The organism is Paenalicyclobacillus macrosporangiidus, from assembly GCF_900116805.1.
Lineage (GTDB): Bacteria > Bacillota > Bacilli > Alicyclobacillales > Alicyclobacillaceae > Alicyclobacillus_H > Alicyclobacillus_H macrosporangiidus.
The window spans coordinates 147253-172883 of sequence record NZ_FPBV01000003.1 but is presented as its reverse complement, the minus strand read 5'-3'; the positions used below and the strand labels follow the sequence as shown (position 1 = coordinate 172883).

General features: G+C 66.2%; 22 protein-coding genes. 16 read left to right on the top strand and 6 right to left on the bottom strand.

The features are described from left to right. The first annotated feature begins 151 nt into the window (after positions 1-151). The 3 genes from BM357_RS04430 (at position 152) to BM357_RS04420 (ending at position 2989) form a co-directional block, all read left to right on the top strand. Positions 152-688 (top strand): DoxX family membrane protein, encoded by a 537-nt coding sequence (locus BM357_RS04430; protein ID WP_074950041.1) that lies wholly within the window; start codon positions 152-154, stop codon positions 686-688. Between the two features lie 176 nt (positions 689-864). Then, positions 865-1689 carry a DNA adenine methylase gene (locus tag BM357_RS04425; RefSeq protein WP_074950040.1) on the top strand — a complete coding sequence of 275 codons (825 nt, stop codon included), beginning with the start codon at positions 865-867 and terminating at the stop codon, positions 1687-1689. Positions 1690-1795: 106 nt separating this feature from the next. After that, positions 1796-2989: an iron-containing alcohol dehydrogenase gene (locus BM357_RS04420; protein WP_074950039.1), complete on the top strand. Its 1194-nt coding sequence runs from the start codon at positions 1796-1798 to the stop codon at positions 2987-2989. A gap of 109 nt (positions 2990-3098) precedes the next feature. Here BM357_RS04420 and BM357_RS04415 read toward each other — a convergent pair whose 3' ends face one another. The 6 genes from BM357_RS04415 to BM357_RS04390 all read right to left on the bottom strand — a co-directional run bounded on the left by BM357_RS04415 (position 3099) and on the right by BM357_RS04390 (position 8909). Continuing rightward, on the bottom strand, positions 3099-3539 hold the full coding sequence (locus BM357_RS04415; RefSeq protein WP_074950038.1) for a DinB family protein: 441 nt from the start codon (positions 3537-3539) through the stop codon (positions 3099-3101). A gap of 124 nt (positions 3540-3663) precedes the next feature. Beyond that, positions 3664-4566 carry a fumarylacetoacetate hydrolase family protein gene (locus BM357_RS04410; RefSeq protein ID WP_083430174.1) on the bottom strand — a complete coding sequence of 301 codons (903 nt, stop codon included), beginning with the start codon at positions 4564-4566 and terminating at the stop codon, positions 3664-3666. Between the two features lie 75 nt (positions 4567-4641). After that, positions 4642-6078 (bottom strand): aldehyde dehydrogenase family protein, encoded by a 1437-nt coding sequence (locus BM357_RS04405; RefSeq protein WP_074950037.1) that lies wholly within the window; start codon positions 6076-6078, stop codon positions 4642-4644. A 332-nt stretch (positions 6079-6410) separates the two neighbouring features. Continuing rightward, the gene (locus BM357_RS04400) at positions 6411-7346 is read right to left on the bottom strand and encodes a UxaA family hydrolase (RefSeq protein WP_074950036.1); all 936 of its coding nucleotides are present in this window, start codon (positions 7344-7346) and stop codon (positions 6411-6413) included. Further along, complete coding sequence (locus BM357_RS04395; RefSeq protein ID WP_074950035.1) at positions 7343-7690, bottom strand: UxaA family hydrolase; 348 nt, start codon at positions 7688-7690, stop codon at positions 7343-7345. Before BM357_RS04395 ends, BM357_RS04400 begins: the two co-directional genes overlap by 4 nt. A gap of 61 nt (positions 7691-7751) precedes the next feature. Further along, entirely contained in the window at positions 7752-8909 is a 1158-nt protein-coding gene (locus BM357_RS04390; RefSeq protein ID WP_074950034.1) for a UxaA family hydrolase, read from the bottom strand. A gap of 153 nt (positions 8910-9062) precedes the next feature. Here BM357_RS04390 and BM357_RS04385 point away from each other — a divergent pair, with 153 nt between their 5' ends. From BM357_RS04385 to BM357_RS04325, 13 genes are all read left to right on the top strand, one after another. Further along, positions 9063-11009: a sigma 54-interacting transcriptional regulator gene (locus tag BM357_RS04385; protein ID WP_074950032.1), complete on the top strand. Its 1947-nt coding sequence runs from the start codon at positions 9063-9065 to the stop codon at positions 11007-11009. Positions 11010-11075: 66 nt separating this feature from the next. After that, entirely contained in the window at positions 11076-11849 is a 774-nt protein-coding gene (locus tag BM357_RS04380) for an SDR family NAD(P)-dependent oxidoreductase (RefSeq protein WP_074950030.1), read from the top strand. Positions 11850-11863: 14 nt separating this feature from the next. Beyond that, a complete protein-coding gene (locus BM357_RS04375) occupies positions 11864-13180 on the top strand; it encodes a nickel pincer cofactor-dependent isomerase, group 22 (RefSeq protein WP_074950028.1) in 1317 nt (438 codons plus the stop codon). Beyond that, positions 13177-14064, top strand: coding sequence for a fumarylacetoacetate hydrolase family protein (locus tag BM357_RS04370; RefSeq protein WP_074950026.1), 888 nt, complete (start codon positions 13177-13179; stop codon positions 14062-14064). Before BM357_RS04375 ends, BM357_RS04370 begins: the two co-directional genes overlap by 4 nt. 12 nt (positions 14065-14076) lie before the next feature. Further along, on the top strand, positions 14077-15084 hold the full coding sequence (locus BM357_RS04365) for a zinc-dependent alcohol dehydrogenase (RefSeq protein WP_074950024.1): 1008 nt from the start codon (positions 14077-14079) through the stop codon (positions 15082-15084). A gap of 478 nt (positions 15085-15562) precedes the next feature. Next, positions 15563-16774, top strand: coding sequence for an ABC transporter substrate-binding protein (locus BM357_RS04360; protein WP_217647665.1), 1212 nt, complete (start codon positions 15563-15565; stop codon positions 16772-16774). Positions 16775-16910: 136 nt separating this feature from the next. After that, the gene (locus BM357_RS04355; RefSeq protein ID WP_074950022.1) at positions 16911-17789 is read left to right on the top strand and encodes a branched-chain amino acid ABC transporter permease; all 879 of its coding nucleotides are present in this window, start codon (positions 16911-16913) and stop codon (positions 17787-17789) included. Between the two features lie 36 nt (positions 17790-17825). Then, positions 17826-19637 carry a branched-chain amino acid ABC transporter ATP-binding protein/permease gene (locus BM357_RS04350; RefSeq protein ID WP_074950020.1) on the top strand — a complete coding sequence of 604 codons (1812 nt, stop codon included), beginning with the start codon at positions 17826-17828 and terminating at the stop codon, positions 19635-19637. Next, a complete protein-coding gene (locus BM357_RS04345; protein WP_074950018.1) occupies positions 19630-20349 on the top strand; it encodes an ABC transporter ATP-binding protein in 720 nt (239 codons plus the stop codon). The genes BM357_RS04350 and BM357_RS04345 overlap by 8 nt, the downstream gene beginning before the upstream one ends. A 47-nt stretch (positions 20350-20396) precedes the next feature. Then, positions 20397-21752, top strand: a complete 1356-nt coding sequence (locus BM357_RS04340) for an MFS transporter (RefSeq protein ID WP_245783831.1) — start codon at positions 20397-20399, stop codon at positions 21750-21752. Then, positions 21749-22525 (top strand): SDR family NAD(P)-dependent oxidoreductase, encoded by a 777-nt coding sequence (locus BM357_RS04335; RefSeq protein WP_074950016.1) that lies wholly within the window; start codon positions 21749-21751, stop codon positions 22523-22525. Before BM357_RS04340 ends, BM357_RS04335 begins: the two co-directional genes overlap by 4 nt. 42 nt (positions 22526-22567) lie before the next feature. Further along, on the top strand, positions 22568-23512 hold the full coding sequence (locus BM357_RS04330) for an alpha/beta hydrolase (RefSeq protein WP_074950014.1): 945 nt from the start codon (positions 22568-22570) through the stop codon (positions 23510-23512). Positions 23513-24137: 625 nt separating this feature from the next. After that, the gene (locus BM357_RS04325; protein WP_074950012.1) at positions 24138-25631 is read left to right on the top strand and encodes a solute symporter family protein; all 1494 of its coding nucleotides are present in this window, start codon (positions 24138-24140) and stop codon (positions 25629-25631) included.

Genomic DNA, 25631 nt, shown 5'->3' with positions numbered 1-25631 from the left:
GTCACGGACGGTGCGATCATAGTCACAATGAAGCAGTCCAGGATGTGCTCGAAAAATGCGCTGAATTGCGCTTCTTCCGTTCCGGGAGATAGGGGATGATAAAGCCGTAAGGAACATCCTCCCTAGCCTTCCGGAAAAGGAGTGAGGCATCATGTTCGTCAATTGGCTTCGTGAAAACAAGTATGCGAGTTGGATCCTGACGGTGTTGCGGGTGTACCTGGGATGGCAGTGGTTGACGGCCGGATGGGAGAAGTTGACGGGGGGATTCAGCGCGCAGAAGTTCTTGCAGAACGCGGTGGCGCACCCCGTGGTCGGTCCCGACAAAGAGGTGTTGTACCCGACGTACAACGCGTTTCTGAAATCGTTCGCGCTGCCACACGTCGGTCTGTTCAACGTCCTGGTGTCCACGGGCGAGTTCCTTGTCGGACTGGGTCTGGTCTTGGGGGTTCTGACGACGGCCGCGGTGTTTTTCGGAATGATGATGAACTTCGCCTACATGTTCGCCGGAACGGTGTCGAGCAACCCGTGGGACGTCCTGATCAGCATCTTCATCATCGTGGCCGGGTTCAACGCCGGGCGCATCGGCGGCGACTACTGGGTCATCCCGTGGCTTCGCAAGTACATGCGAAAGCTGTTCCGCATCGAGGTGAGCGCTCCGTCAGCGGGTGGCGGCAAGGTCGCCGGTTGACGACAGAGGCAGAGGATCGGCGTCGGATGGGCGGAATCGGTGCGTGACGACGAGAAAACGGCGGGCCCGGCGGGCCCGCCTTTTCTGTGATCACCTCCGCGCGGGTTTGATAGAATATCTCCATGGCCTTGGCAGGTTTGCCCACCTGCCGGAGACGCCTGCGGGGAGGGGAGAGATTGGAAACGACAGAGCGTCCGATCACGCAGGCGGCACCGGCGCTGCAGCCCATTCTCAAGTGGGCGGGCGGCAAGCGGTGGTTGGTTCCGCATCTGATGCCGCTGTGGGCCCGCTATCGCGAGGCGTATCCCGGCGGCCGGCTGGTGGAGCCGTTCTGCGGCAGTTTGGCGGTGGCGTTGGGATTGCGGCCGAAGCGGGCGTTGCTCAACGACATCAACGAACACGTGGTGCACTTCCACGACTGGGTGCGGCGCGGCCTGCGGATCGTCATCGAGATGGAGAACGACGCGGAATTGTACTACCGGCACCGGGATCGGTTCAACGCGCTCATCGCCGAAGGGCGGCAGGACAGCGCGGAGGCCGCGTCCCTCTTCTATTATCTCAATCGTACGGGGTACAACGGGCTGTGCCGGTTCAACCGCGACGGGTTGTTCAACGTGCCGTTCGGGCGCTACAAGACCATCGGGTACCGCCGGACGTTCGAGGAGTACCAGCCGGTGCTGGCGGACTGGACGTTCACGAGCGGGGACTTCGCGGCCATGACGGTGCGACCGGGAGACTTCGTCTACGCCGACCCGCCCTACGACGTGGAGTTCCGCCAGTACTCGGCAGGCGGATTCACGTGGGCGGATCAGGTCCGTCTCGCCGAATGGCTGGCGGAGCTCGACGGCCCCGTGGTCGCGTCCAACCAAGCCACCGACCGAATCGTCCACCTCTACCGTTCTCTCGGCTTCCGCATCGTGTTCGTCGACGCGCCGCGCCGCATCAGTTGCACGGGGGACCGTCGTCCGGCCCGGGAGATGCTCGCGTACAAAGGATTGTAAATCGTCCATCGTGGCGTCGCAGCTCCGGGCTCGGGAGCGACATCGGGGTGAAATCCGGTTCGCTTTGCATTATTCTGATTCATAGGGAAGAGAGGAGGAGAACCGGGTGAACCCATTTGCCACGTTTCGGTTGCCGCAGGTGGTGCACTACGGGCGGGACGCGTTTCAGAAGGCCGGCGAAGAGGCGGCTGTGCGCGGAAAGAAAGCGCTTGTGGTGAGCGACAGCGTGATGGAGAAGCTGGGGAATGTGGCGCGCTGCCAGGCCATCTTGAGCGACGCTGGCGTCTCGAGCGTGGTCTATTCGCGCGTCGACACCGAGCCCACGGACACGTACGTCGCCGAGGCGCTGGCGGTGCTGCAGGAGGAAGGATGCGATCTTCTCGTGGCCATCGGCGGGGGGAGCTGCATCGACACGGCCAAGGCGGTCGCCGTGGTCGCCACCAACGGGGGATACATCGGCGATTACATGGGCGGCCGGAAGCCGATCCCGCATGCGCCGATCCCCGTGATCGCCATCCCCACCACGGCCGGGACCGGGTCCGAGGTGACGGATGCGACCGTGATTACGAACACGGCCGAGGACATCAAGATGATGATCAAGCATCCGGCGTTCCTGCCGGCGGTCGCCGTCGTCGATCCGCTGCTGACCCTGTCCTCGCCGCCCAGCGTGACGGCCGCGACGGGGGTGGACGCGCTCTGCCACGCCATCGAGGCGTACATCTCACGCCGGGCGCAGCCCATGACCGATACCCTGGCGCTCACCGCGATCGACGACATCGTGAAACACCTGCGGCGGGCATACCAGGACGGGCAGGATGTGGAGGCCCGCGAACGGATGGCCGTGGCGGCGATGCTGGCCGGGGCGGCCTTCTCGAACGCATCGGTCTGCTTGGTGCACGGCATGTCGCGCCCCATCGGGGCGGTGTTCCACGTCCCGCACGGGGTCTCGAACGCGATGCTGTTGCCCGCGGTGTTGGAGTACACGCTGGACGCCGCTGTCGGGCGCTTGGCGGTGATCGCCCGCATCGTCAACCCGACATTGGCGGACGTGTCCGACCGGGACGCGGCGGTGGCGCTGGTGGCCGACGTGAAACGCCTGTGCCGGGAGTTGAACATCCCCAACCTGCGTGGATGGGGCATCGACAAGACGGCGTTCGACGAGGTGGTGGCGAAGATGGCCCGTGACGCCATCGCCAGCGGAAGCCCGGGGAACAACCCCCGCGTGCCCACCGCCGAGGAGATTGAGGCGCTGTATCAGGTGGCGTACGATTACGATTTCTCGGCTGAGGTGAAGGCGTAGGGGGCAGGGACGGGGGCCTATGCAAAGAAAGGAGGGGCACCGCAGCGCCGATGGCCGCCGCGGTGCCCCTGGTTTTGGTCACGCACCGACCCGGATCCGCCTGCTCGGGTCAGGCCTGGATCAGCCGCTTCAAAATCGGGATCTGGCCCCGGTGATGGGCGGTGTGCGCGATCATGTAGGCAATCAACTGGCGCTTGTTCAATTCGCCGACGCCGAGTTTGAGTCCGGGCTGCGTGAGTTGCTCAGCGGTCAGCCCGGAGAGAACCTGCTCACCGTACGCCAAGACGTCGTTCCACAGCGCCTTGACCTTGGCCGCATCCCAGGACGAAGCTTCGTACGGCGCCTGTACGTCGATGTCCTCCACCTGGCCGGAGAGGGCCGAGAGGAACTTGCGTTCCACCAGGGCGGTGTGTTCCAGGACCGCCGCAATGGCGTTGTTATTCTCGGGCTTTCGGGTCAACTGTTCGTCGGTAAGGTCCGCGATCATCTTGTCCATGGATGCCCGTACCGACTTCCACAGCGACAACAGGTCCGCGACTTCAGGAAGCATCCGGAAAACCTCCTTCTGGGTATGTAGCGGCAGCATATGCCCGCATTCATTATAGCGCAGTGCCAGAAGGGGGACGGGGCGCGGGCGTGCCGGCCAGCGGTGCCGGCCGGCACAAGAAGGGGTCTCACTTCCCCAGGGGGGCTGCGATGGGGTTGCGGAGCACGCCGATCTCGGGCAGCTCGATGTCGACCGTGTCCCCCGGCTGGAGGGTGAACTCGTCCGGCGGGACAATGCCGGTACCGGTCATGAGGACCGTGCCATCCAGGACGGGGTTGTCGCGCCGCAGGTATGCGACGAGCTCCTCGAACGGGCGGCGCAGCTGCTGCAACGACACGGAGCCCTGGAAGGCGATGTCCCCGCCGCGCCGGATGGTCAGCGTCAGGGTCCACCCGGCCGGGACCTCGGCGCCGGTGTTCCAGAGCAGGACGGGCCCGAAGGAGCAACTGCGCGAGAACACCTTGGCCTGGGGCAGGTAGAGCGGATTCTCGCCCTCGATGTCGCGGGAGCTCAGGTCGTCCCCGAGTGTCCAGCCGACGATGTCCCCGGCTGCGGTGAGGACGAGGGACAGCTCCGGTTCCGGCACCATCCAGGCGGAGTCGGACCGCAGGCCGAGGGGTTGGCCGGGGGCGATCACGCGCTCGCGCGTCGCCTTGAAAAAGATTTCAGGGCGCGCCGCCTCGTAGACGCGGTCGTACACGCTGTCCTGGAGTTTTGTCTCCGCGTTGCGCGCCTGCCGGCTGCGCTCGTAGGTGACGCCGGCTGCCCAGACCTCCCGGGCGTCCACGGGCGGCAGAAGCGCGGACTGGGCCGCCAGTTCCTCGTAGGACGCCATCGGCTGCACACCGTCGACCAGGCGTGCGAACCCCTCTTCCACTGACAGGTCCAGCGCCCGGAACGTGTACCACACCGGAAGCGGATCGGTGAAGGCCGGGACGCGGCGAGTGATGCTGTACACCTGGCCATCGCGCAGGAGGCCGAGGTGCACGGCGTGCGTTTCAGGATCCCAATAGCGAACGGTGCGAATCATCCAGTTGTGTCCTCCTCCGTGCACCGAATGAAAAGGGTGCAGCAGGACGGCCGGGCCGCCGCTGCACCCGCCGGATCAACCGCCGTAGTAGACGGCGCAGGTCTTCACCTGGCTGTAGAAGTCGAGCGCCGCCTGGCCTTGTTCACGGGTGTGCGAACTCGACCACTTCATGCCGCCGAACGGCGCCTGGTACTCGACGCCCGCGGTCTCCAGGTTGACGCGCACCATACCCGCCTCGGCCTCCTCGAGGAAGCGGATGGCGTTGGACAGGTCCTGCGTGAAGATGGCTGCGCTCAAGCCGTAGACGGTCTTGTTGCACAGCTCGATGGCCTCGTCCACGCCGCGCGCCGGCAGCAGCGCCGTGACGGGGCCGAAGATCTCCTCCTGGACGAGCGGGTGATCCACGCCGACGCCGGCGACGACGGTCGGCAGCACGTAGTGGCCGCTCGCTGGGTCGACCTGAGCCGTGCCGCGGGCGACGACCTCCGCCTGGTCGGCCATCCGGACGTAGGAGGACACCTTCTCGAACTGGGCCTTGGATGCCACCGGGCCGAGGTACGACTTCGGATCGAGGGCGTGTCCCACGTACAGGTCCTTCACCGCGTCGCGCAGGGCCGCGGCGAGCTGGTCATACACCGATTCCTCGACGATGATGCGGCTCGTCGCCGTGCACTTCTGGCCGGCGGAGCGGAACGCGCCGCTGACGAGCGCCGGGATGGTGGTCTTGAAGTCGGCGTCGGCGAGGACAATCGCGGCGTTCTTGCCGCCCATCTCCGTCTGGTACTTGATGTTGCGCGACGCGCAAATGGCCGCAACGTGCTTGCCGGTGGCGGTCGATCCGGTGAAGCTCACGCCGTCCAGCTCCACCTGCTCGATGAGGGCGCTGCCGGCGGTGCTCCCCGTACCGATCACCAGGTTCAACACGCCGCCCGGCAGGCCCGCTTCCGCGAACAGCTCGACGAGGCGGGTGGCCGTCAGCGACGCGGTCTCCGCCGGTTTCCAGACGACGGTGTTGCCACAGATGAGAGCGGGGGCGATTTTCCAAATCGGGATGGCCACCGGGAAGTTCCACGGGGTGATGATGCCGACCACGCCGAGGGGCACGCGCTTGGTGTATTGCAGCACCTGCGATTGGGTGGAAGGGATCACCTGGCCGATGGCCCGCACACCCTCCGCCGCGTAGTAGCGCAGCAGGTGGATGCCGCGGGTCACCTCGCCGCGCATCTCGCTGATGGGCTTGCCCATCTCCGTGGATGCCAAGGTGGCGATCTCGTCGGCGTGCGCCTCGAGCGCCGCGGCCAAGCGGTACAGGTGTTCGCCGCGCTGCGCCCAGGTCAGCCCGGCCCAGCCCGGCAGCGCCCGCCGGGCGGCGTCTCCCGCCTGCAGCACATCGTCCGCCTGCGACAGGTGCAGGACGCCGACCTCCTGCTTCGTGTCAGACGGATTGTATACGGTCATCTCCCCGCCTTTGGGGGTGGACCACTCGCCACCGATCCAGTTGCGGCTCTCCATCGTGACATCCCTCCAGGTCAAAATGCCAAGGTTCGTCGGGCCGAAACGCGTGAAGCGGCGGCCGGAGTCCGGCCCGTGTCTCTCCGGCCGCCTTCATGTCCTCCGCTCCGCGTATCCGCGGGGCGGAGGACGTGTCCAAATTCAGCATGCACCGATTTTGCTTGAGACGCAAGGTTCGCAAGCGGGGACGCGTCGCTCCGCGGCTGGCGCTGGTGGAAACCGCGAGCCATCGCCTCACGCCTACCGTGGTCGGGGGGACGTGTCGCGGAGCGGCTCGCTTTAGCGCAGGAGCGGAGCGACACGTCCCAACGTCCAACATCAAACCGTCGAACTCAGACCGTCGGTCCGATGCGGTAGAGCGCGAAGTCGTCCATGCCCATCTGCTCGGCGGCCGTCTCCTGGCCACTGATGACCCGGGAGAGCTGTTCCATCAGCCGCGGCACGTCCAGCTCGTCGACCAGTTGCCCGTCGAAGTCGTCGTAGAAGCGGTTGTACACCTGTTCGTTGATGGACCAGCGCACCACGGGCGCCAGCGGGGTGCCGAAACCGTGCGGCCGGTCCGCCAGGTGCACAATCAGATGGGCGCCGGCCGCGGTCAACCCGGTGGCCGTCTCGAGGGCGTTGGAGCCTTCCTCCATCACCCACGCCCGCGCACCGCTGCCGTCGCCCCAGGCGCTGTGCGGGGCATCGTCGGCGACGCGGCGGAGCGCGTCGGCATGCCGGGCGGGGACGACCAGGCGCGCCCCGAGGTCCGACAGGGCCTGCAGGATGGACGTCATGACGGCACCGCGCCCGGCCAGGTCGGCATCGCCCATGACGCCGACGGTGATGTCGCTCCAGGCCACCGGTTCCCGCACCAAGGCGTCCGCCTCCTGGATCCGCTGCTGCAGCCACGCTTCGACCTGCTGTTCCGCCGCCAGGGTGCCTCCGGCGTCCTGGATGACGACCAATTCCAGCGGCTTGTGGGCGTTCTTCTGGGTGTCCGCGACCAGCTTCTTGGCGACGACGGCCTCGCAGCCGAGGCTGACGAACATGCTGGCATACACATTGGGATGCAGGGCGAGACGGGCGAACACTCGCCGCGTCTGCAGCAGGTCCGCGCCAATTTGGGCACAGCCGTGCTGATGCTCGATGTACTTCAACCGGGGCAACCGGCGCGCCACGTCGATGGCGACCTGGTTTGCGCAGACCACGGCCGGCAGCGTGAACAGGTGATTGCGCACCCCGACCTGGCCGTCCGCGCGCCGATAGGCGGCGAGGGTGTTCATTGGGCCTCCTCCTTTCCCTGTCCGCCCTGCGCCGCGGCCAAGAGGTCGCCGCGGGCGCGCAGGCTGTCGACGTTGTGCACGTGCACGTGCTCACCCGGCTCGATGTCGGCGGTCGCGCCGCCGATGACCTGGCCGTACTTGTGCACGGGCGCACCTTTGCATACGCGCCGGATGGCGAACTTGTGGCCGAACGGGATGGGCTGCCGGATGACGACGGAGAACGATCCGTCCTCCGCCGCCACCTCGGTCCCAGGGGCAAGCGGCGTCAGAGCCACCGCGACATCGTCCTTGGGATGCATCACCACCCATTGGCGGCGTCCAGTGCCCAGATGGGATTCGCTCATCAACAACACCTCCAGTCCTCGCCGGCCGGGCCGGCAGAAGCCGCGCGGGGGCGGCGGAAGATCAGAGACTCTGCCCGATGCGATAGATGCCGAACTCGCGGTGGCCGAGGATCTCGGCCTTCGTCTGCGCGCCGTTCAAGACCTCCAGCATCAATTGGAACAACCGGCGACCGGCCTGCTCCACCGTCTCTTCTCCGTCGATCACGGTGCCGGCGTTGAAGTCGATGTTGTCCTTCATGCGCTGGTAGGTGAACGTGTTGGTCGCCACCTTGATGACCGGCGCGATGGGGCAGCCCGTCGGCGTCCCGCGGCCGGTGGTGAAGATGACAATCTGCGCGCCGCCGGCCACCATGCCGGTCAACTGCTCGATGTCGTGGCCCGGGGTGTCCATGATGACCAGCCCCTTCTCGCTCGGCCGCTCGGCATACTCGACCACCTCGCGGATGGGCGCTGTCCCCGCCTTGTGGATGCACCCGAGGCTCTTCTCCTCAATCGTCGTGATGCCGCCCTCGATGTTGCCGGGGGCTGGCTGCGCGCCGCGGATGTCGACGCCCATCTTCATGGCGTTCTCCTCGATGCGCCGCACGATGAAGAGGATCCGCTCGGCGACCTCCGGGCTGACCGCGCGCTCTGCGAGCAGATGCTCGGCGCCGATGAGCTCCGTGGTCTCGGAGAGGATGGATGTGCCGCCGGTGGCCACCAACAGGTCGCTGACCACGCCGAGGGCCGGGTTGCCGGAGATGCCCGAGCAGGCGTCCGAGCCGCCACATTCCGTGCCGAGGATGATGCTGGAGAGCGGCACCGGCTGGCGCTGCGCCTTGCCGCGCTCGGCGACGAAGCGCTGGGCCGCGAGGACACCGCGCTCGATGGCGCGGCGCATGCCGCCGACCTGCTCGATGGTGACGAGTTCCACCTGTTTGCCCGCCGCCTCGGCCCGGGCGGCGAGGGACGGGAGATCATACGGCTCGTGCCCCCAGCCCAGGATGACCACGCCGAACACGTTCGGGTGAGTGGCGAACCCTTCGTACACCCGCAGGGTCTGCTCCAGGTCGGCACCGGTCTGGTCGATGCCGTGCTGGTTGCGGAACGTCACCGCCTCCGGCACCTGCCGGACAATCCTGTCCGCAATCTGATTGACTTCGTATGACACAGGCAGAATGAGTACATGGTTGCGGACGCCCACGCGTCCGTCCGCCCGGACATAGGCTTGGATTTCCACGCGATCGCCTCCCGTCTGTGGGGTCCCACTCCTCAACCGTTCTGTTAGCAATTCACATGCCAAGTCTATCCGTCGGCCTCTTTCGCCTTCGAAATCTTTCTCGTTACGAATTGAAACGCACATGTTACAATTTTGGTCGGGAGGGGGCCGGAGATGCCGATGAAAATCGTGCTGATTGCACCGTATGAGAATCTGGCCCGGGACGCGGAAGAGGTGTGCCGCGCTTACGGCGAACGGGTGGAGATCCTGCTCGGCCGGATGGAGGAAGGCGTGCGGCTGGGCCGGCGCGCGGTCGCAGAAGGCGCGGCGGTGCTCATCAGCCGCGGCGGCACGTGCCTGCGGTTGGCGGAGCAGGCCGGCGTTCCGGTCGTCGAGATCGCGGTCACGGCCTACGACGTGTTGCGCGCCTTGACGCGCGCCGCGGAGCGGGGCAAGCGCATCGGGGTGGCCGGGTTTACCAATGTCATCGACGGATTGGCGGAACTGCGTCCCATCCTGCGCGTTCCCGTGGTGCCCATCGAGATCACCGGCGAGGATGAGGAGAGCCGAAGGCGGTTGGAGGCGGCGGTGCGGGACGAGGGCGTCGACTGCCTGGTGGGAGACACGAGCGTCGTCATGCAGGGGGCGAATCTCGGCGTCCCGTGCGTCCTGATTGAATCCGGCAAGACGGCCATCTGGTCGGCCATCCAGGAGGCCAAGCGCATCGTCGCGGCCCGGATGGCGGAGCGGCGCGTGCAGACCACGCTGCGCACCGCCATTGACCGCGCGAACCAGGGGCTGCTCGTCCTGGACGGCGGGACGGTGGCGTTCGCCAACCGGACCCTGCTCGCCTGGATTGGCCGTGATACCTGCGCGGGGCTGCCCGCCCGCCAGTGCTTGCCGCCTTCGCTGTGCGATTTCGCGGACGCCGCGCCGGAGGGGCACCGCTCCGACGTCATCCGCGTCGGCGGTCAACTGTGCTTCGCGGAGCGGCACTGCCTCGGCGAGGAGGGGCGCGTGATGGTCGTCCTCAGCCGCGTCGAGGAGATTGAGTCGGCCGAGCGGCAGGTGCGCCAGAAGCGGGCGATGGGCGGCCACGTGGCGCACTACACCTTCGACGACCTGTACGGCCCGTCGCGCGCAATGCGCGCGGTGGTGGCGCGCGCCATCCACTTCGCGCAGACGGACTCGTCGGTGCTCATCGTCGGCGAGACGGGGACCGGCAAGGAGGTCCTGGCCCAGTCCATCCACAACGCCAGCCCGCGCGCCCGCGGCCCGTTCGTCGCGGTCAACTGCGCCGCGCTGCCGGACCAGTTGTTGGAGAGCGAACTGTTCGGATACGAGGACGGCGCGTTCACGGGGGCGCGCCGGGGCGGAAAACCGGGGTTGTTCGAGCTGGCCCACGGGGGGACCATCTTCCTCGACGAGATCGGCGAGACGCCGTTGCACGTGCAGCAGCGCCTGCTGCGCGTGCTGCAGGAGCGCCAGGTGATGCGCATCGGCGGCGAGCGCGTGATCCCGGTGGACGTGCGGGTGATTGCGGCGACCAACCAACCGCTGTGGCAGTTTGTGCAGGAGGGCAAGTTCCGCAAGGACCTGTTCTTCCGCATCGACGTCCTGCGCCTGCACACCGTGCCGCTGCGCGAGCGGCGCGAGGACATTCCGGAGCTGACAGAGCGGCTGCTGCATCAGTTGTGGTACAAGCGCAAGGGGGTCGGGGCGCGCCCGCGGATCGATCCCGCCATCTACCCCATCCTCCAGGACTACCACTGGCCGGGCAACGTGCGCGAGTTGCAGAACATGTGCGATTACCTGGTGGCCACCGCGGGCAGCGGACGGATTGGGATGGCGGAGATCCTCGACTGGCTGGAGCACAAGGCGCTCCCGGACACGGCGCCGAAGGAGGCGCCGGCCGCTCCTGGTACCGGGGAGGTGCCGCCGGTCGACGCCACCCTGGAGGACGTGGAGCGGTGGGCGGTGGAGCGAATGCTGCAGCACACGGGCGGCGATCTCACGCGAGCGGCGCAGACGCTCGGCATCAGCCGGACGACACTGTGGCGCAAGTTGAAGCAGTGGCAGGCGGACGCGGGATCTGCCGGACATGGCACGAATCTTGCATGAGGGCTTTGGGACGGACGGATCACCCAGGGGCGGGTCTCGCCCGCCCGCGGGAGAGGAGGCCCGGCTGTGCGGTTGCAGGACAAGGTGTGTCTGATCACCGGCGGCGGCAAGGGCATCGGCGAGGCCACGGCGCGCGCCTTCGCGGCGGAGGGCGCGCTCGTGGAGATCGGCGATGTGGACCTCGCCGCCGCCGAAGCGGTGGCGGCGGATATCCAGGCGTCGGGCGGCCGGGCGGTCGCGCGGCGGATGGATGTGACCGACGAGGCGAGCGTGGCGGCCTGGAAGGACGATGTGCTGGCGCGCCACCGGCGGATCGACGTGTTGTTCAACAACGCGGGCATCAGCGCGGTGGGGCAGTTGCACGAGGTGGACCGGGCGCTGTGGGACCGGGTGATGGCGGTCAACGTGACGGGGGTGTACCTCGTCTCGAAGGCGGTGGTCCCGGTGATGATGGCGCAGAAGTCGGGCGTCATCATCAATATGTCGTCGTGTATCGCCGAAATGGGCCTGATGCGCCGGGCGGCGTACGCGGCGACCAAGGGCGCGGTGCTGGCGCTGACCAAGTCGATGCAGGTGGACTACGCGCCGTACAACATCCGGGTCAACGCCCTGCTGCCGGGGACCATCTACACCCCCTTCGTCGAGGATTACCTGCGCCGTTCCTATGACGATCCGCAGGCTGCCATCGAGCAACTCAAGCGCCGTCAGTTGGGCGGCGAACTGGGGCGGCCGGAGGACGTGGCGATGGCGGCGGTGTACCTGGCGTCGGACGAATCCCGCTACGTCATGGGCGCCGGATTGGTCGTGGACGGCGGTGTGACGGCGGGCAAGTTCAGTTGAGCGAGGTGTCTGAATTGAACGTGGTGCATGAACTGTTGGCCGGCGTGCCGCTGCCGCCGATGGTGCGCATCCGCCAGCGTTTCCCCAGTCCCCGCGTGGGGGACATCGGGCAGGCGGTGGAGGACGGGTTTGCCGGCGCGGGCAGCCAGATCCGGTGGCCGGCACCGGGCGGCGAGGTGGCGGTCGTCGTCGGAAGCCGCGGGATTGCGGACATCCACCGGGTGGCGCGGGCGGTCGTGGCGCACCTGAAGGCGCGCGGATACCGGCCGTTTGTCGTGCCGGGCATGGGCAGCCACGGCGGCGCGACGCCGGAGGGGCAGCGCGAGGTGCTGGAGAGCCTTGGCGTGACGGAAGCGTTCGTCGGGGCGCCCATCCGCTCGTCGATGGAGGTCGTGCAACTGGGTTCGCTGCCCAACGGCCTGCCCGTCTACATGGACAAACTGGCGCACGCGGCGGACGGGATTGTCGTCATCAACCGGATCAAGCCGCACACCGCCTTCCGGGGGCCGTACGAGAGCGGGATTGTCAAGATGATTGCCATCGGCCTCGGCAAGCAAAAGGGGGCCGAATCGTGCCACAAGCTCGGGTTCGGCCACATGGCGGAACACATTGTGCAGGTGGCCGAGGTGGCGCTCGCGACGGGCAAGATCCTGTGCGGCGTGGCGGTGATTGAAAACGCGTACGACCAGGTGGCGGAAATCCACGTGCTGCCGGCGGACCGCATCCTGCCGGATGAGCCGCCGCTGCTGCTCAAGGCCAAGTCGCTGATGCCGCGCATTCTGGCTGACGACATCGACGTGCTGGTGGTCGACGAGATTGGCAAGGACATCTCCGGCGACGGGATGGATCCGAACATCACCGGCCGCTATGCCACCCCGTACGCCACCGGCGGACCGCGCGTGACGCGCATCTGTGTGCGCCGCCTGACGGAGCGCACGCACGGCAACGCCAACGGCCTCGGCGTCGCGGACACGACGACGCGCCAGGTCTTCGAGGCGATTGACTTCTTGAAGACGTACCCGAACGCCCTGACGTCGACCGTGATTGAGCCGGTCAAGCTGCCGATGGTGCTCGACAACGACCGGCTGGCCATCCAGGCGGCCATCAAGACGGCCAACGTCCTGCGCGAGGAGGACGTGCGCCTGGTGCACATCCGCACGACGCTGCGGATGGATGTTATCCGGGTGTCGGCGTCCCTCCTGCCGGAGTTGCGCGAGCGCGACGACGTGGACGTGCTGTCGGAGCCGGAGCCCTGGATCTTCGATGAGACGGGGGCGCTCGATACGGCGGCGGCTTGGGGCGCCGAGGAAGAAGGAGGACATCACGGATGAAGCTGTTGACGATGCGCAAATCCACGGGGTACGCCCTCGGGGTGAAGACGGACCAAGGTGTGTTGGATATCGCCGCGGCTGCCGCGAGGTACGGGGTGTCGGTGCCGCCGACGGTGGACGCCGTGATTGCGGCGGGCGAAGCCGGCAAGAAGGCGGTGGCGGAACTCGTTCAGCGGGCGCTGGCGGAGGGCCAGGGGACAGGGCTGTTCACGCCGGAGGCCGAGGTGGTCTTCGGCCCGTGCGTGGCGCAGCCGGAGAAGATCCTGTGCGTCGGTACCAATTACCGCAAGCACGCCATCGAGTCGAACCTGCCCATCCCGACCTCCCCGGTGCTGTTCAGCAAGTTCAACAACGCCCTGGCGGGCCACAACGAGGCCGTGAAGCTGCCGGCGGCCGAGCAGATTGACTACGAGGTCGAATTGGTCATCGTGATTGGCCGCGAAGCGAAGGACGTGGCGAAGGAGGACGCGCTGTCGTACGTGTTCGGGTATGCGACGGGCAACGACCTGTCGGCGCGGGACCTCCAGTTCCGCACCGGCCAGTGGCTGCTCGGCAAGACGCTGGACGGGTTCGCGCCGGTCGGACCGTATTTGGTGACCGCGGACGAGGTCCCGAATCCGAATGCGCTGCGCCTGGAGCTGCGCCTGAACGGGGAGGTGCGCCAGTCGTCCAATACGGCCGACATGATCTTCGACTGCGCTGAACTCATCCACTACGCGTCCCGCTACATGACCCTCAAGCCGGGCGATCTCATCTTCACCGGCACGCCAGAAGGCGTGATCCTCGGGTATCCGGAGGACAAGCGCGTGTGGCTGAAAGCGGGCGATGAGTTGGTGGCCTCCGTGGAGGGGCTCGGCGAACTGCGGACGGTGCTGGTCGGCTGAGGGGGCGATGGCGTGCAGGCGTATGTGTGGACAGGGCCGCGGCGTTTTGAGACGCGGGAGATGGCACGCCCGGAACCGGGGCCCGGCGAGGTGCTGCTGCGGGTGCTCTACAGCGGCATCTGCGGGTCGGAGCTGTCCGGGTATCTCGGGGAGAACAGCCTGCGCAAGCCGCCGCTGGTGATGGGGCACGAGTTCACCGGCGAGGTCGCGGCCCTCGGCGACGGGGCGAAAGGGGTTTCGGTCGGCGACGTGGTGGCCGTCAATCCGCTCATCGCCTGCGGACGGTGCCCGGACTGCCTGCGCGGGATGCCGCAGTACTGCCCGGAGAAAGCCATCATTGGCATTCACCGGCCCGGTTCCTTCGCCGAGTACGTGGTGGTCCCGGCGGATCGCTGCCACCGGGTGCAGGACGCGCTCGCGGGCGCGCTGGTGGAGCCGCTCGCTTGCGGCCTGCGCGCGGCCGCGCAGGCGCAGGTGTCGCTGGGCGACAGCGTCGTCGTGTACGGCGCCGGGATCATCGGTTTGTTCTCGCTGCTCGCGGCGAAGCTGCGCGGGGCCGCGCCGCTGGTGTTGGTCGACACGAACGACGAGCGCTTGGCGCTGGGGGTCGCGTTCGGTGCGACGCACACGGCCAATCCTCGGCGCGAGGATGTGGTTCAGGTGGTGCGCCGCCTGACCGGGGCCGGAGCGGACCGGGCCATCGACGCGGTGGGTTTGACGGCCACGCGCCAGGGGTGCGTGGACGTGCTCCGCAGCGGCGGGCGCATGGCGTGGATTGGCCTGCACGAGGACGACACGCGCGTGCAGGGTAACGTGGTGGTGCGCAAGGAGCTGGAGGTCGCCGGCTGCTTCTGTTACACGGAGGACGACTTCCGCTTGGCGCACCGGCTGGTGGACAGCGGCGTGGTGCGGCCCGACGAGGCGTGGCTCGACGTGCGGCCGATGGGGGCCATCCAGGAGGCGTTCGATGAACAGATTGACGGTCCGGCCCGCTATCCCAAGCTGGTCCTTGTGCCATAAGGCTCCGGCGGCGGAGCGGGACGGGCAGATGGGCGCAGTTATGCAACCGCGTGTTGCAAATTGAATCACCGAGAAGACGGTTCGTGAAAAATTGCAACGATTCAAACCCGGAGGCGGCCCCGGCGTGGCGGTTGGGGCCGCGAGCGGGCTTGGCACACGACTTGCTTACACCACGTGGTGACACCGCCGCACGGGTCAGGTTTTCTCCAGGCCACCTTCCCTGGGCCACCTGATCCCACCGCGACGGCCGAACTCCGCGCCAACGGTGTGCCTGGCAAAGAAAACGCTTTCTTTTTGTGCCGAAAATTGACAGACTCTTGACAACGTTGCGCGACGAGGGAACATTGGCACCTGTGTTTCGGCAAGCGGGCGGGTGTGGCGACGGCCAGGTTCGGTAATGGGCAGGCGCGGCAGAGGCAGAAACGCCCGGCGGCGGGAGAGACCCAATTTGGACACGCAAGAAAAGGGGGACGTTGTGATGAGCAAATGGCGGAAATGGAGTGCAGGGCTGGCCGCGATGGCCCTGATGGCGGGGGTGACGGCGTGTGGCAGCGGCGGCGCGGGCAGTGGCGGCCCCGGCAACAGTGGAGGTGGCAACGCGGCGTCCGGCGGAGGCGGCAACGGGTCCGGAGGGCAGATTGTCATCGGGTTGTCGGAGGAAATTACCGGGCCGGCGGCCCTGTCCGGCCTGCACGGCAAGCGCGGGGCGGAACTGGCCGTCGAACAGATCAATGCGGCGGGCGGTATCAACGGCAAACAGGTCGTGCTGAAGATTGAGGACAACCAGGGCACCAACCAGGGAGGCGTTGCGGCTTTTCAAAAACTGGCCTCGGATCCGAATGTGGTCGCCATCATCAACTCGGTGCGCAGCACCATCGTCCAAGCCACGCTGCCGTACGTGGCACAGCAGAAGATCCCGAACATGATTGGCGGCACCAACCCCAAACTGACGAACATGGGCAACCAGTGGGTGTTCCGCTTCCGGCCCAATGATACGTACGCTTCGGCCGCGATGGAGCAGTTCGCGGTGCAGGATCTGCACGCGAAGAAGGTCGCCATCCTGTACGACACCGACGCGTTCGGATCGGGCGGCAACGATCTGTTAAAGCAGGCGTTCGCCAAGGACAACATCCCGGTGGTGGCCGACGAAGGCTACACCACCGCGACCAAGGACTACACCTCTTATCTTGAAAAGATCAAATCTTCCGGCGCGGATACCTTGATGACCTACATGACCAACGCCGAAGACGAAGCGCAGATGTTGCGCCAGTTCCGCCAGCTCGGTCTGAAGATGAACGTCGTCGGCTCCCCGTCCATCGCCACCGACGTGTGCATCCAACTGGCGGGAGACGCGGTCAACGGCACCTACGGGGTCTCCGACTTCGTGACGGACGCCAACGACGCGGCCAAGCAGTTCACGAAAGACTACGAGGCCAAGTACCATGAGACGCCCGATCTGTTCGCCGGATGGGTGTACGACGCCATCATGGTGCTCAAGGACGTCATCGCGAAGAATGGCACGGACCCGAACGCCATCCGCCAGGGGCTGTTGCAGGTCCAAAACCGGCCAGGCGTCGAGGGTACCTACAGCTTTGACCAGAATGGCGATGGCCTGCACGGCTACACGGTCGTCAAAATTGACAATCAGAAGGTGCACACCATCAAGTATGTCGACTTCAGCAAACACTGACTCTGCCGGCATGAGGCCTGTGCCGAAAGGGGGCGGAAAGACGCCCCCTCCGGCGCACCGTCGGCGAAAGCTCACCGAAGGGGCCTGGTCCCCAGTGGGGACCGTATAGGCCCGCGAAGCGAGGAGGGAATGGCGCTTGCAAGTCATCCAATTGCTTGTCACCGGACTCGCGGTCGGCAGCATCTACGCTCTCGTGGCGCTCGGTTTTGTGCTCGTGTACACAGCGGTCAACGTGGTCAACTTCGCCCAAGGCGATTTCTCCATGGTGGCGGCGTTCTTCATGGTCAGCCTGGTGGTGAGCGCGCACTTGCCGTACGCACTGGGCTTCGTCGTCAGCGTCATCCTGGCCGGCGTGGCAGGGTATCTGTTCCAACTGGGCGTGTATCAGCCGGTGAAAAACCGGCCGCGCAACTTCCTTCCGGTGATGATCGCCACCGTGGGCGGGTCCATCTTTCTCCAGCACCTGTTTCTCATCCTGTACGGGCCGGTGCCGCTGCAGCTGCCCAGCGTGTTTTCGCAGCAGACGGTCGATCTCGGCGGCGTGCACGTGTATCCGCAGTATCTGTTGATCATCGTAGTAACGGCGGTGATGGTGGCGCTGCTCAACTGGTTTTTTGAGCGTACCAAGCTCGGCAAACAGATGCAGGCCACCGCGCAGGATCCGACCACGGCCCGGCTGATGGGCATCAACACGGCGCGCATGAACGCGTTGACGTTCGCGCTCAGCACCGCCCTCGGCGGTTTGGCGGGCATCCTGGTGGCCCCGGTGTACATGGTCACGACCACCATGGGCTCTCTCATCGGGCTCAAGGCGTTCGCCGCCTCCATCGTCGGCGGCTTCAGCAGTGTCAAAGGCGCCATCATCGGCGGCCTGGCCATCGGGATCATCGAAACGTTCGGCGGAACCTACATCTCCGGTGCGTATCGGGACGCGTTCGCCTTCATCGTGCTCGTCCTGTTCCTGATCTTCCGCCCGTACGGTCTGTTCGGCGAAAAGGTGTCGCAGAAGGTCTGAATCCGGGCGGTCATGCCAACGGAAGGGAGGACGCGCATGGCAAGACAGATCCTGAAGTTCATCCCCGTGATCGCGCTGCTGGCCATCGTTCCGTTTCTGCTGCCCGGCGGGCGGCTCGGGACGTACTATCTGACCCTGACCATCTTGTCCGTCTCCTACGCCATCGCCTGCCTCGGCTTGACGGTGGTGCTCGGGTACTCCGGCCAGGTATCCCTGGCCCAGGCGGCGTTTTACGGCCTCGGTTCGTACACCCTGGCCATCCTGACCGTCAAGCACCATTGGCCGTTTTGGCCCTCCGCACTGCTCGGCGTCATCGTGCCGACCTTGTTCGGCCTGGTTTTGGGCGCCATCTCCCTGCGGCTGACGACGCACTACCTGGCTCTGGTGACCATCGGCTTCCAGGTGATCATCTCGCTCGTGCTGAACAACTGGGCAACCGTCACCGGCGGCGCCGACGGCATCTCCAACATTCCCCGGCCGACCATCGGCCCGCTGTCGTTCGTCGACGACCGCAGCTACTACTGGCTGATGCTGGTCTTCCTGTGTCTCGCGGTGTACGTGGTGTACCGTCTGCGCCACTCGCGCCTCGGCAATGCCCTTCTGGCGCTGCGCGAGGACGAGATCGCCGCCTCCAGCGCCGGCATCAACCTCTTCTGGGCGAAGGTGCTGGCCTTCTCCGTGAGCGCGGCCCTCGGCGGGTTGGCGGGTGTGCTGTATGCGGCGGGGGCGCTGTACATCAGCCCAAACATTTACATCTTCGATCAGTCGGTGTTGTTCTTCTCCATGACGCTGGTCGGCGGCCAGGAGTCCATCATCGGCACCCTCCTCGGCGCCGGGCTGCTGACGTTCCTACCCGAGTGGCTGCGCTTCCTGAAGGATTACTACATTGCGGTGTACGGGCTCCTGGTCATCGTCGTCGTGCTGTTCTTGCCGGACGGCCTGTGGGGCCTGGTCCAACGCGGCGTGCGCGCCATCCTGCGGCTGGTGAAAAAGGAAACGCCCGTCCAGCCGGCCGCTGTCGTCGAGACGCTCATGCAGCGCGCCGAGCCGATCCATCGACCGACACCGGGCGAGCAGGTGTTGCTCGAAGTGAAGGACCTGCACAAGCACTTCGGCGGCGTCAAAGCCGTCAACGGCGTCAGCTTCACGGTCCGCAAGGGCGACGTCGCCGTCCTCATCGGCCCCAATGGATCGGGCAAGACGACGGTCCTGAACGTGCTCAGCGGCATCTACGAGCCGACCGCCGGGGAGGTGTGGTTCGACGGCCGCAACATCTCCGGGCTGAAACCGCACGTGATCAACCGCCTCGGCATCGCGCGCACGTTCCAGAACATCCGGTTGTTCCCGGAACTGACCGCGCTGGAGAACGTGATCGTCGGGTATTACCCGAAAGGCACGGTCGGTCTGGCGGGTACGTTGTTGTCGACACCGCGCGGGTATCTGGAGGAACGCATCGCGCGCGAGCGCGCCGAGGAGACGCTGCGCCTGCTCGGGTTCACGCGCATCCATGAGAAGGCGAAGAATCTGCCTTACGGCCAGCAGCGCATCGTCGAGATCGCGCGGGCGATGGTCTGTGAGCCGCAGTTGTTGTTGCTCGACGAGCCGGCGGCGGGGATGAACACGGAGGAGACGAAGGAACTCTCGCATCTCGTCTACCGGCTGCATGAACTCGGGTTCACCATCCTGCTCATCGAGCACGACATGTCGTTCGTGTCCCAGGTCGCGACGCAAGCGTACGTGATGGATTTCGGGTCGAAGATCGCGGAGGGCTCGGTGGACGAGGTGCTGCGCAATCCGGCGGTGATCAAGGCATACCTGGGGGATGATGCCGAGTATGACTATGCTTAAGGTCCATCACATCGAATCCCGCTACGGCGAGGTGGTGGGGCTGCACGATATTTCCCTGGAAGTGAACGAAGGGGAGATCGTCGCGCTGCTCGGGGTCAACGGGGCCGGCAAGTCGACGACGCTGAAGACCATCTCCGGACTCCTGCACCCGACAAAGGGCACCATCGAGTATCTGGGCGAGCGGATTGACCGGCTGCCGCCGGAGACCATCGTGCGCAAGGGCATTGTGCACGTCCCCGAGGGCCGGCGCATCTTTCCCGGCCTAACGGTGAAAGAAAACCTCATCATGGGAACCTCCAATCGCAAGGTCTCCAAAGCGGAGGTGGAGCAGGGCATCGAGCGCGTGCTCACCATCTTCCCGGACCTCAAGCGGCTGATGAACCAGCTCGGCTGGTCGCTCAGCGGCGGCCAGCAGCAGATGCTGGCCATCGGGCGCGGGCTGATGGCGAACCCGAAGATCCTCATGCTTGACGAACCCTCGCTCGGTCTGGCGCCGGTCATCGTCAAGCAGGTCTTTCAGACCATCCGCGAGATCAACGAACAAGGGGTGACGGTGCTGCTGGTGGAGCAAAACGCCAGCATGAGCCTGCGCATCGCGCACCGCGCCTACCTGCTGGAGACCGGCCGGGTGGTGCGGACGGATACCGCGGCGAACCTGCTCGCGGACGACGCGGTGCGCACGACGCTGTTGACCGCCCACGGGCGGGGATGACGGGATCCGGCGCAGGCGCGCCGGACGGACCGTGAGGCCCGCTGCACTTGAGGCGGCGGGTGGTGCGGCGGGATCGATACGGGGGTGAGACGATGCGTGCCGACATCCAGACGGAGATGGGACCGGGCCTGCGCTCCCCGGGGAGTGTGCGCTGGACGGTGATCATCTGGCTGCTCATCGGCGGAATCATCAATTATTTGGACCGGACCAACCTCAGCATCGCGGCCAAGCCGATGATGGATGAACTGCACCTGAGCAACACCGACATCGGCCTGATGGGCACGGTGTTCTCGTGGACGTACGCGTTGATGCAACTGCCGGCCGGATGGCTGGTGGACCGGTTCGGCGCCAAGCGGATGTATTCCATCGCGGTGCTGTGGTGGAGCCTGGCGACGCTCCTCATGGGTGCCTGCAACAAGATGAGCCAGTTCATCCCGGCACGTTTCCTGCTCGGGATGGGCGAGGCGCCCTGCTTTCCCACATCGGCCAAGGTGACGGCCGCCTGGTTCCCGCGCAAAGAGCGCGGACTGGCGACGGGCATCTGGGACTCGTCGTCCAAATGGGGACCGGCCTTGGCGCCGCCCATCCTCGTCGCCATCCTGATGGCGACCAACTGGCGCATGCTCTTCTATGTCACCGGCTTGATTGGCGTCGTCTTCATCGTGTTCTGGATGCTGTTCTACCGCAGCCCGGAGCACAGCCGCCGGCTGACGCCGGAGGAGCGGGCGTACATCCAGGCGGACGGAGCGGGTGAGGAACAGCAGATCGGCCAGGCGCGCATCCGCTGGGGGACCCTGTTCACGTACCGGACCATGTGGGGGATGATCCTCGGGTTCTTCTGCACCATCTGGATCTGGAACATCTTTTTGAACTTCCTGCCGCTGTACCTGCAGAAGACGTACCACGTGACACTGTCCGCCCTCGGCGTGTACGCCAGCATCCCGTGGGTCGGCGGAATCATCGGGGACATCCTCGGCGGCTACATCACCAAGCGCATCGCCGACGCGGGCGTGGCTTCGCCCATGAACGCCAAGCGGGCGATGATCACCGTGTGCGCCATCCTGGCGGCCGTCTCTGTCATCCTGGTGCCGTTGGTGCATTCACTGGCGTTCACGATCACGCTGCTCACTCTGGCCCTGGCCTTTATCTCGGCCATCACGGGCAGCGCGTGGGCCCTGGCCGGGGACGTCGCGCCGGGCCCGATGGTGGCGTCCGTGGGTGCCATCCAGAATTTCGGCGGCTACTTCGGCGGCGCCTTTTCGCCGGTGATCACCGGGATGATTGCGGACAGCACCGGGTCGTATTCGCTGGCGTTCATCAGCGGTGGGATCATCGCCGGGTGCGCGGCGCTGTGCTACTGGTTCATCGTGAAAAAACCGATTTCGGACGAGGTGCGAGGATGAGAGGGCTTCAGAATCAGGTCGTCGTGGTGGCGGGCGGCGGACGCGGCATCGGCCGGGCCGTCGCCGAAAAGTTTGCGGAGTACGGGGCGCGGGTCGTCATCGGGAGCCGCACCGGCACGGAGGTGGAGGCGGCCGCGGCGGCCATCCGCGAGCGCGGCGGGCAGGCGGCGGGCTATCTCCTCGACGTGACCGAGGGCGCCAGCGTCGACGCGTTTGTCGAGCGGGTGGTGACGGATTTCGGGCGCATCGACAGCCTCGTGTATTGCGCGGGAATCAACGCCCGGGTGCCCGCGGAGGATTACCCGGAGGAAGCCTGGGTGCGCGTGTTGAATACCAATTTGACGGGCGCGTACCGGACCTGCCAGGCGGTCGGCCGGCGCATGATCCAGCAGGGCGGCGGCAGCATCGTGACCATCACATCCATGATGTCGCATGTGACCACGCCGAACCAGAGCGCGTACGCCGCGGCCAAAGGAGGACTCCTGCAGTATACCCGGGTGCTCGCGGTGGAGTGGGCGAAACACAACATCCGCGTCAACGCGGTCAGCCCGGGGTACATCCGCACGGAGATGACAGCACGTGCGCTGGAGGAGCCATCGTTCCGCGACAACATCCTGCTCAAGACGCCCCAGGGACGGCTCGGACAGCCGGAGGAGATTGCGGAAGCGGTGTGCTTTTTGGCCTCCCCGGCGGCCTCGTTCATCACCGGCATCGCGCTGCCGGTAGACGGGGGCTTCCTCGCAGGACACCCGCAGATTGTGCCGCGCGGCTGAGCGGGGGTTCGGTGGCGCCCGGACGGAGAGGAGGAGCCGACGATGACCCTCGACCCACGCGTGAAAGAACTGTTGGCTGCCATCGATCCCGCTGCTCCGGCGCCGGGCCCTGGCGCGGACCCGGTGGCCCTGCGGGCCGTACGCCGCCAGGCACTGAAGGACCTGAACCTGCCGCCTAGGCCGGTCGGCGGGGTGATGGACACGACCCTCCCCGGCCCGGGCGGGTCCATCCCCATCCGGGTGTACCGCCCGCAGCAGACAGGGCCCCACCCGCTGTTGGTGTACTTCCACGGCGGCGGCTGGGTCCTGGGGGACCTCGACACGGTGGACGATGTCTGCCGGGCGTTGTGCGAGGTGTGCCAGCGGGTGGTGGTCTCGGTGGATTACCGGCTGGCGCCGGAGCATAAGTTCCCTGCGGCGACCGACGACGCGCTGGCGGCGGTCCGTTGGGCTGCGGTCCATGCGGAGACGCTGGGCGGCCGGGCGGAAGGGCTCGCCGTGGCGGGGGACAGCGCCGGCGGCAACCTGGCGACGGTGACGGCGTTGCGGGTACGCGACGAGGGCGGCCCCGCCATCGCGGCGCAGGTGTTGGTGTATCCCATCACCGACCATGACTTCGACACGCCGTCCTACCGGCTGCACGAGACCGGTTACTCACTGACGCGCGCCGGGATGATGTGGTTCTGGGAACAGTACCTCGCCCGGCCGGAGGACGCCGACCACCCGTGGGCGTCCCCGTTGCGCACAGCGGACCTCACCGGGCTGCCCCCGGCGCTCGTGTTGACGGCCGAGCACGATCCGCTCCGTGACGAAGGCGAGCGCTACGCGGACCGCCTCCGGGAGGCGGGGGTGCCGGTGCGGTTGGTGCGCTTCGACGGGATGGTGCACGGATTCTTCGCAAATGCCGCCTGGGACCTGCCGCAGCGGTGGACGGCGTATGAAACGGTGGCGGCGTTTTTGCGGGACACGGGTGAAGTGACACCGTGACAGACATGGGCGTAAGAAGGGCACCCCCGGGCCGTAGGGGCTTGGCGGGTGCCCCTGCGCCGCGTCGGTGGTGTTTGGGTTACCATCCTTGAAAATCAACTTGAATCCTTAAATTCTCTTGATTGTATTTCGATGGTTCCGCGGGTCGGCAAAGGGCGTCTCACGGCATAAATTGTTGCAGGGGTTCTTTATTTTGCAATGCATAAGGCGAAAGCGGAGCAGATATTGTCTTACCTATGTAGCCGGATCTACGATTTAGACTCCGCCAACCTGGCGTGGCTGATAAACAGCTTGCGAGTCTTTCGGCGCTGTTGACTTGGGATCTGCGACCTCTCCTTCCTCTTGCCCCGGGTATTCGCGCTCCTTCATTTCGTTCTCTCCGATGGACATACTTGTGGTGGCTCCCCTGCGGAGTCTGGTGTGGAGACGGCAATCAATCTTTCCTCGCAGGCCGATGCAACGGCAGGAAAAGGACAGGAAGTCGAAGAATTTTCATATAATATTCATAGATCGCTGGATTCCGCGGGTGCGGACGACGGAATGGGGGCGCGCTGGGCGCTGCCACCCTGCCGTTCCGTCCCGGAATTCCCGAGACCCGTGACGGACGTCGGACAGGGGTGACCGCATGGCTGCCGACGATTTGCTGTTTCTGTTGACGGTGCTCGCCGGGACGCTGATGATCAGTTACTGGTCTGCACGCAGCCGCCACGACACGGACCGTTTCTACGCCGCGTCGCGGGGTCTCACGGGGGTCCAGAACGGGTTGGCCATCTCCGGGGACTTCATCAGCGCCGCCTCGTTTCTCGGCGTCAGCAGCACGGTTGCGCGTTGGGGATTTGACGGGTTTCTGTACGGGGCGTCCTTTTTCGCGTCCTATTTGCTGTTGTGGACGGTCGCCGAGTCGGTTCACCGACTGGGCCGCTACACGCTGGCCGACGCGCTGGACTCCCATTTTCGCCGCTCCTGGCTACGTTTCGCGACTGCGGTCAACACGCTGATCATCTCCGTCGCCTATCTCATCCCGCAACTGGTGGCAGCGGGGGAATTGGCGCAGTCCCTGCTGGGTTGGCCGCGGACCTGGGCGGTCTGGTGGATTGGCCTCCTGATGACCCTGTACGTCGCGGTGGGCGGAATGGTGTCCACATCGTGGGTTCAGATTGTCAAGAGTGTGCTTCTGCTGTCCACGGCGGCGTTAATGGCATTGATTGTAGGGGCGCGAACGGGCTGGAACCCGGCTCACCTTTGGCGGGCAGCGGTGGCGCCCGACGGCGGTGCGCTCCTGGCGCCGGGGCGGCTGTATGACACTGCGTGGGCGTCCCTGTCGGTGAATGTTCCGCTGGTACTCGGCACGATGGGAATGCCTCATATTCTGGTACGATTTCTGACCGTTCGCGGGCCGACGGAGGTACGGCGGTCGCTGACAACAGCCACCTCGGCACTGGGGCTGTTTTACCTATTGGTGCTCGTCTTGGGTTTTGCCGCCGCGGCGTTTGGGGCATCGGGGGCGTCTGCGGGGTCGGACGGAAGCCTGGCAGTGATAGTGCTGGCACGGCGGTTGGGCGGGCCGTTTCTCGCCGCCTTCGTGAGTGCGGTCGCCTTCGCGACCGTGTTGGCGGTGGTGACGGGCTTGCTGATCACGGCGACCGGCGCATTGGCCCACGACCTCCTGCACCGGACCTTCGCTTGGCCGCCAGGGGATCACAGGGATCCGTTGACGTTGGCCCGCGTCTGCGCGGTGCTTCTGGGGCTTGTCGCCACCATGGCAGCGTTGTTGGTGCACGGCCCGAGCATCACTGCCCTGGTGTCGTTGGTGTTCGTGTGGGCGGCGGCCACAAATGTGCCCGTTTTGCTGTGTACCTTTTACTGGCGGCGGTTCACCGCGGCAGGTGCCCTGGCAGGCATGGCATCCGGGGCTGGGGTGACGGCGGGGTGGCTGTTGCTTCATGCCTGTGCGAAGGCCGGCGGCGTTTCTCCAGGGCTGTGGGCCATCGGCGCCGGAGCAGCGGGGTGCCTGGCAGGCAGCCTGTTGTGGCCCGGCCGGTCGCATGCGCAACCGGAAAGGGAGCCGCAGGCGGATGCCGCAAAACCATACCCTACGCCCCCGGTAGGAGATGGATGA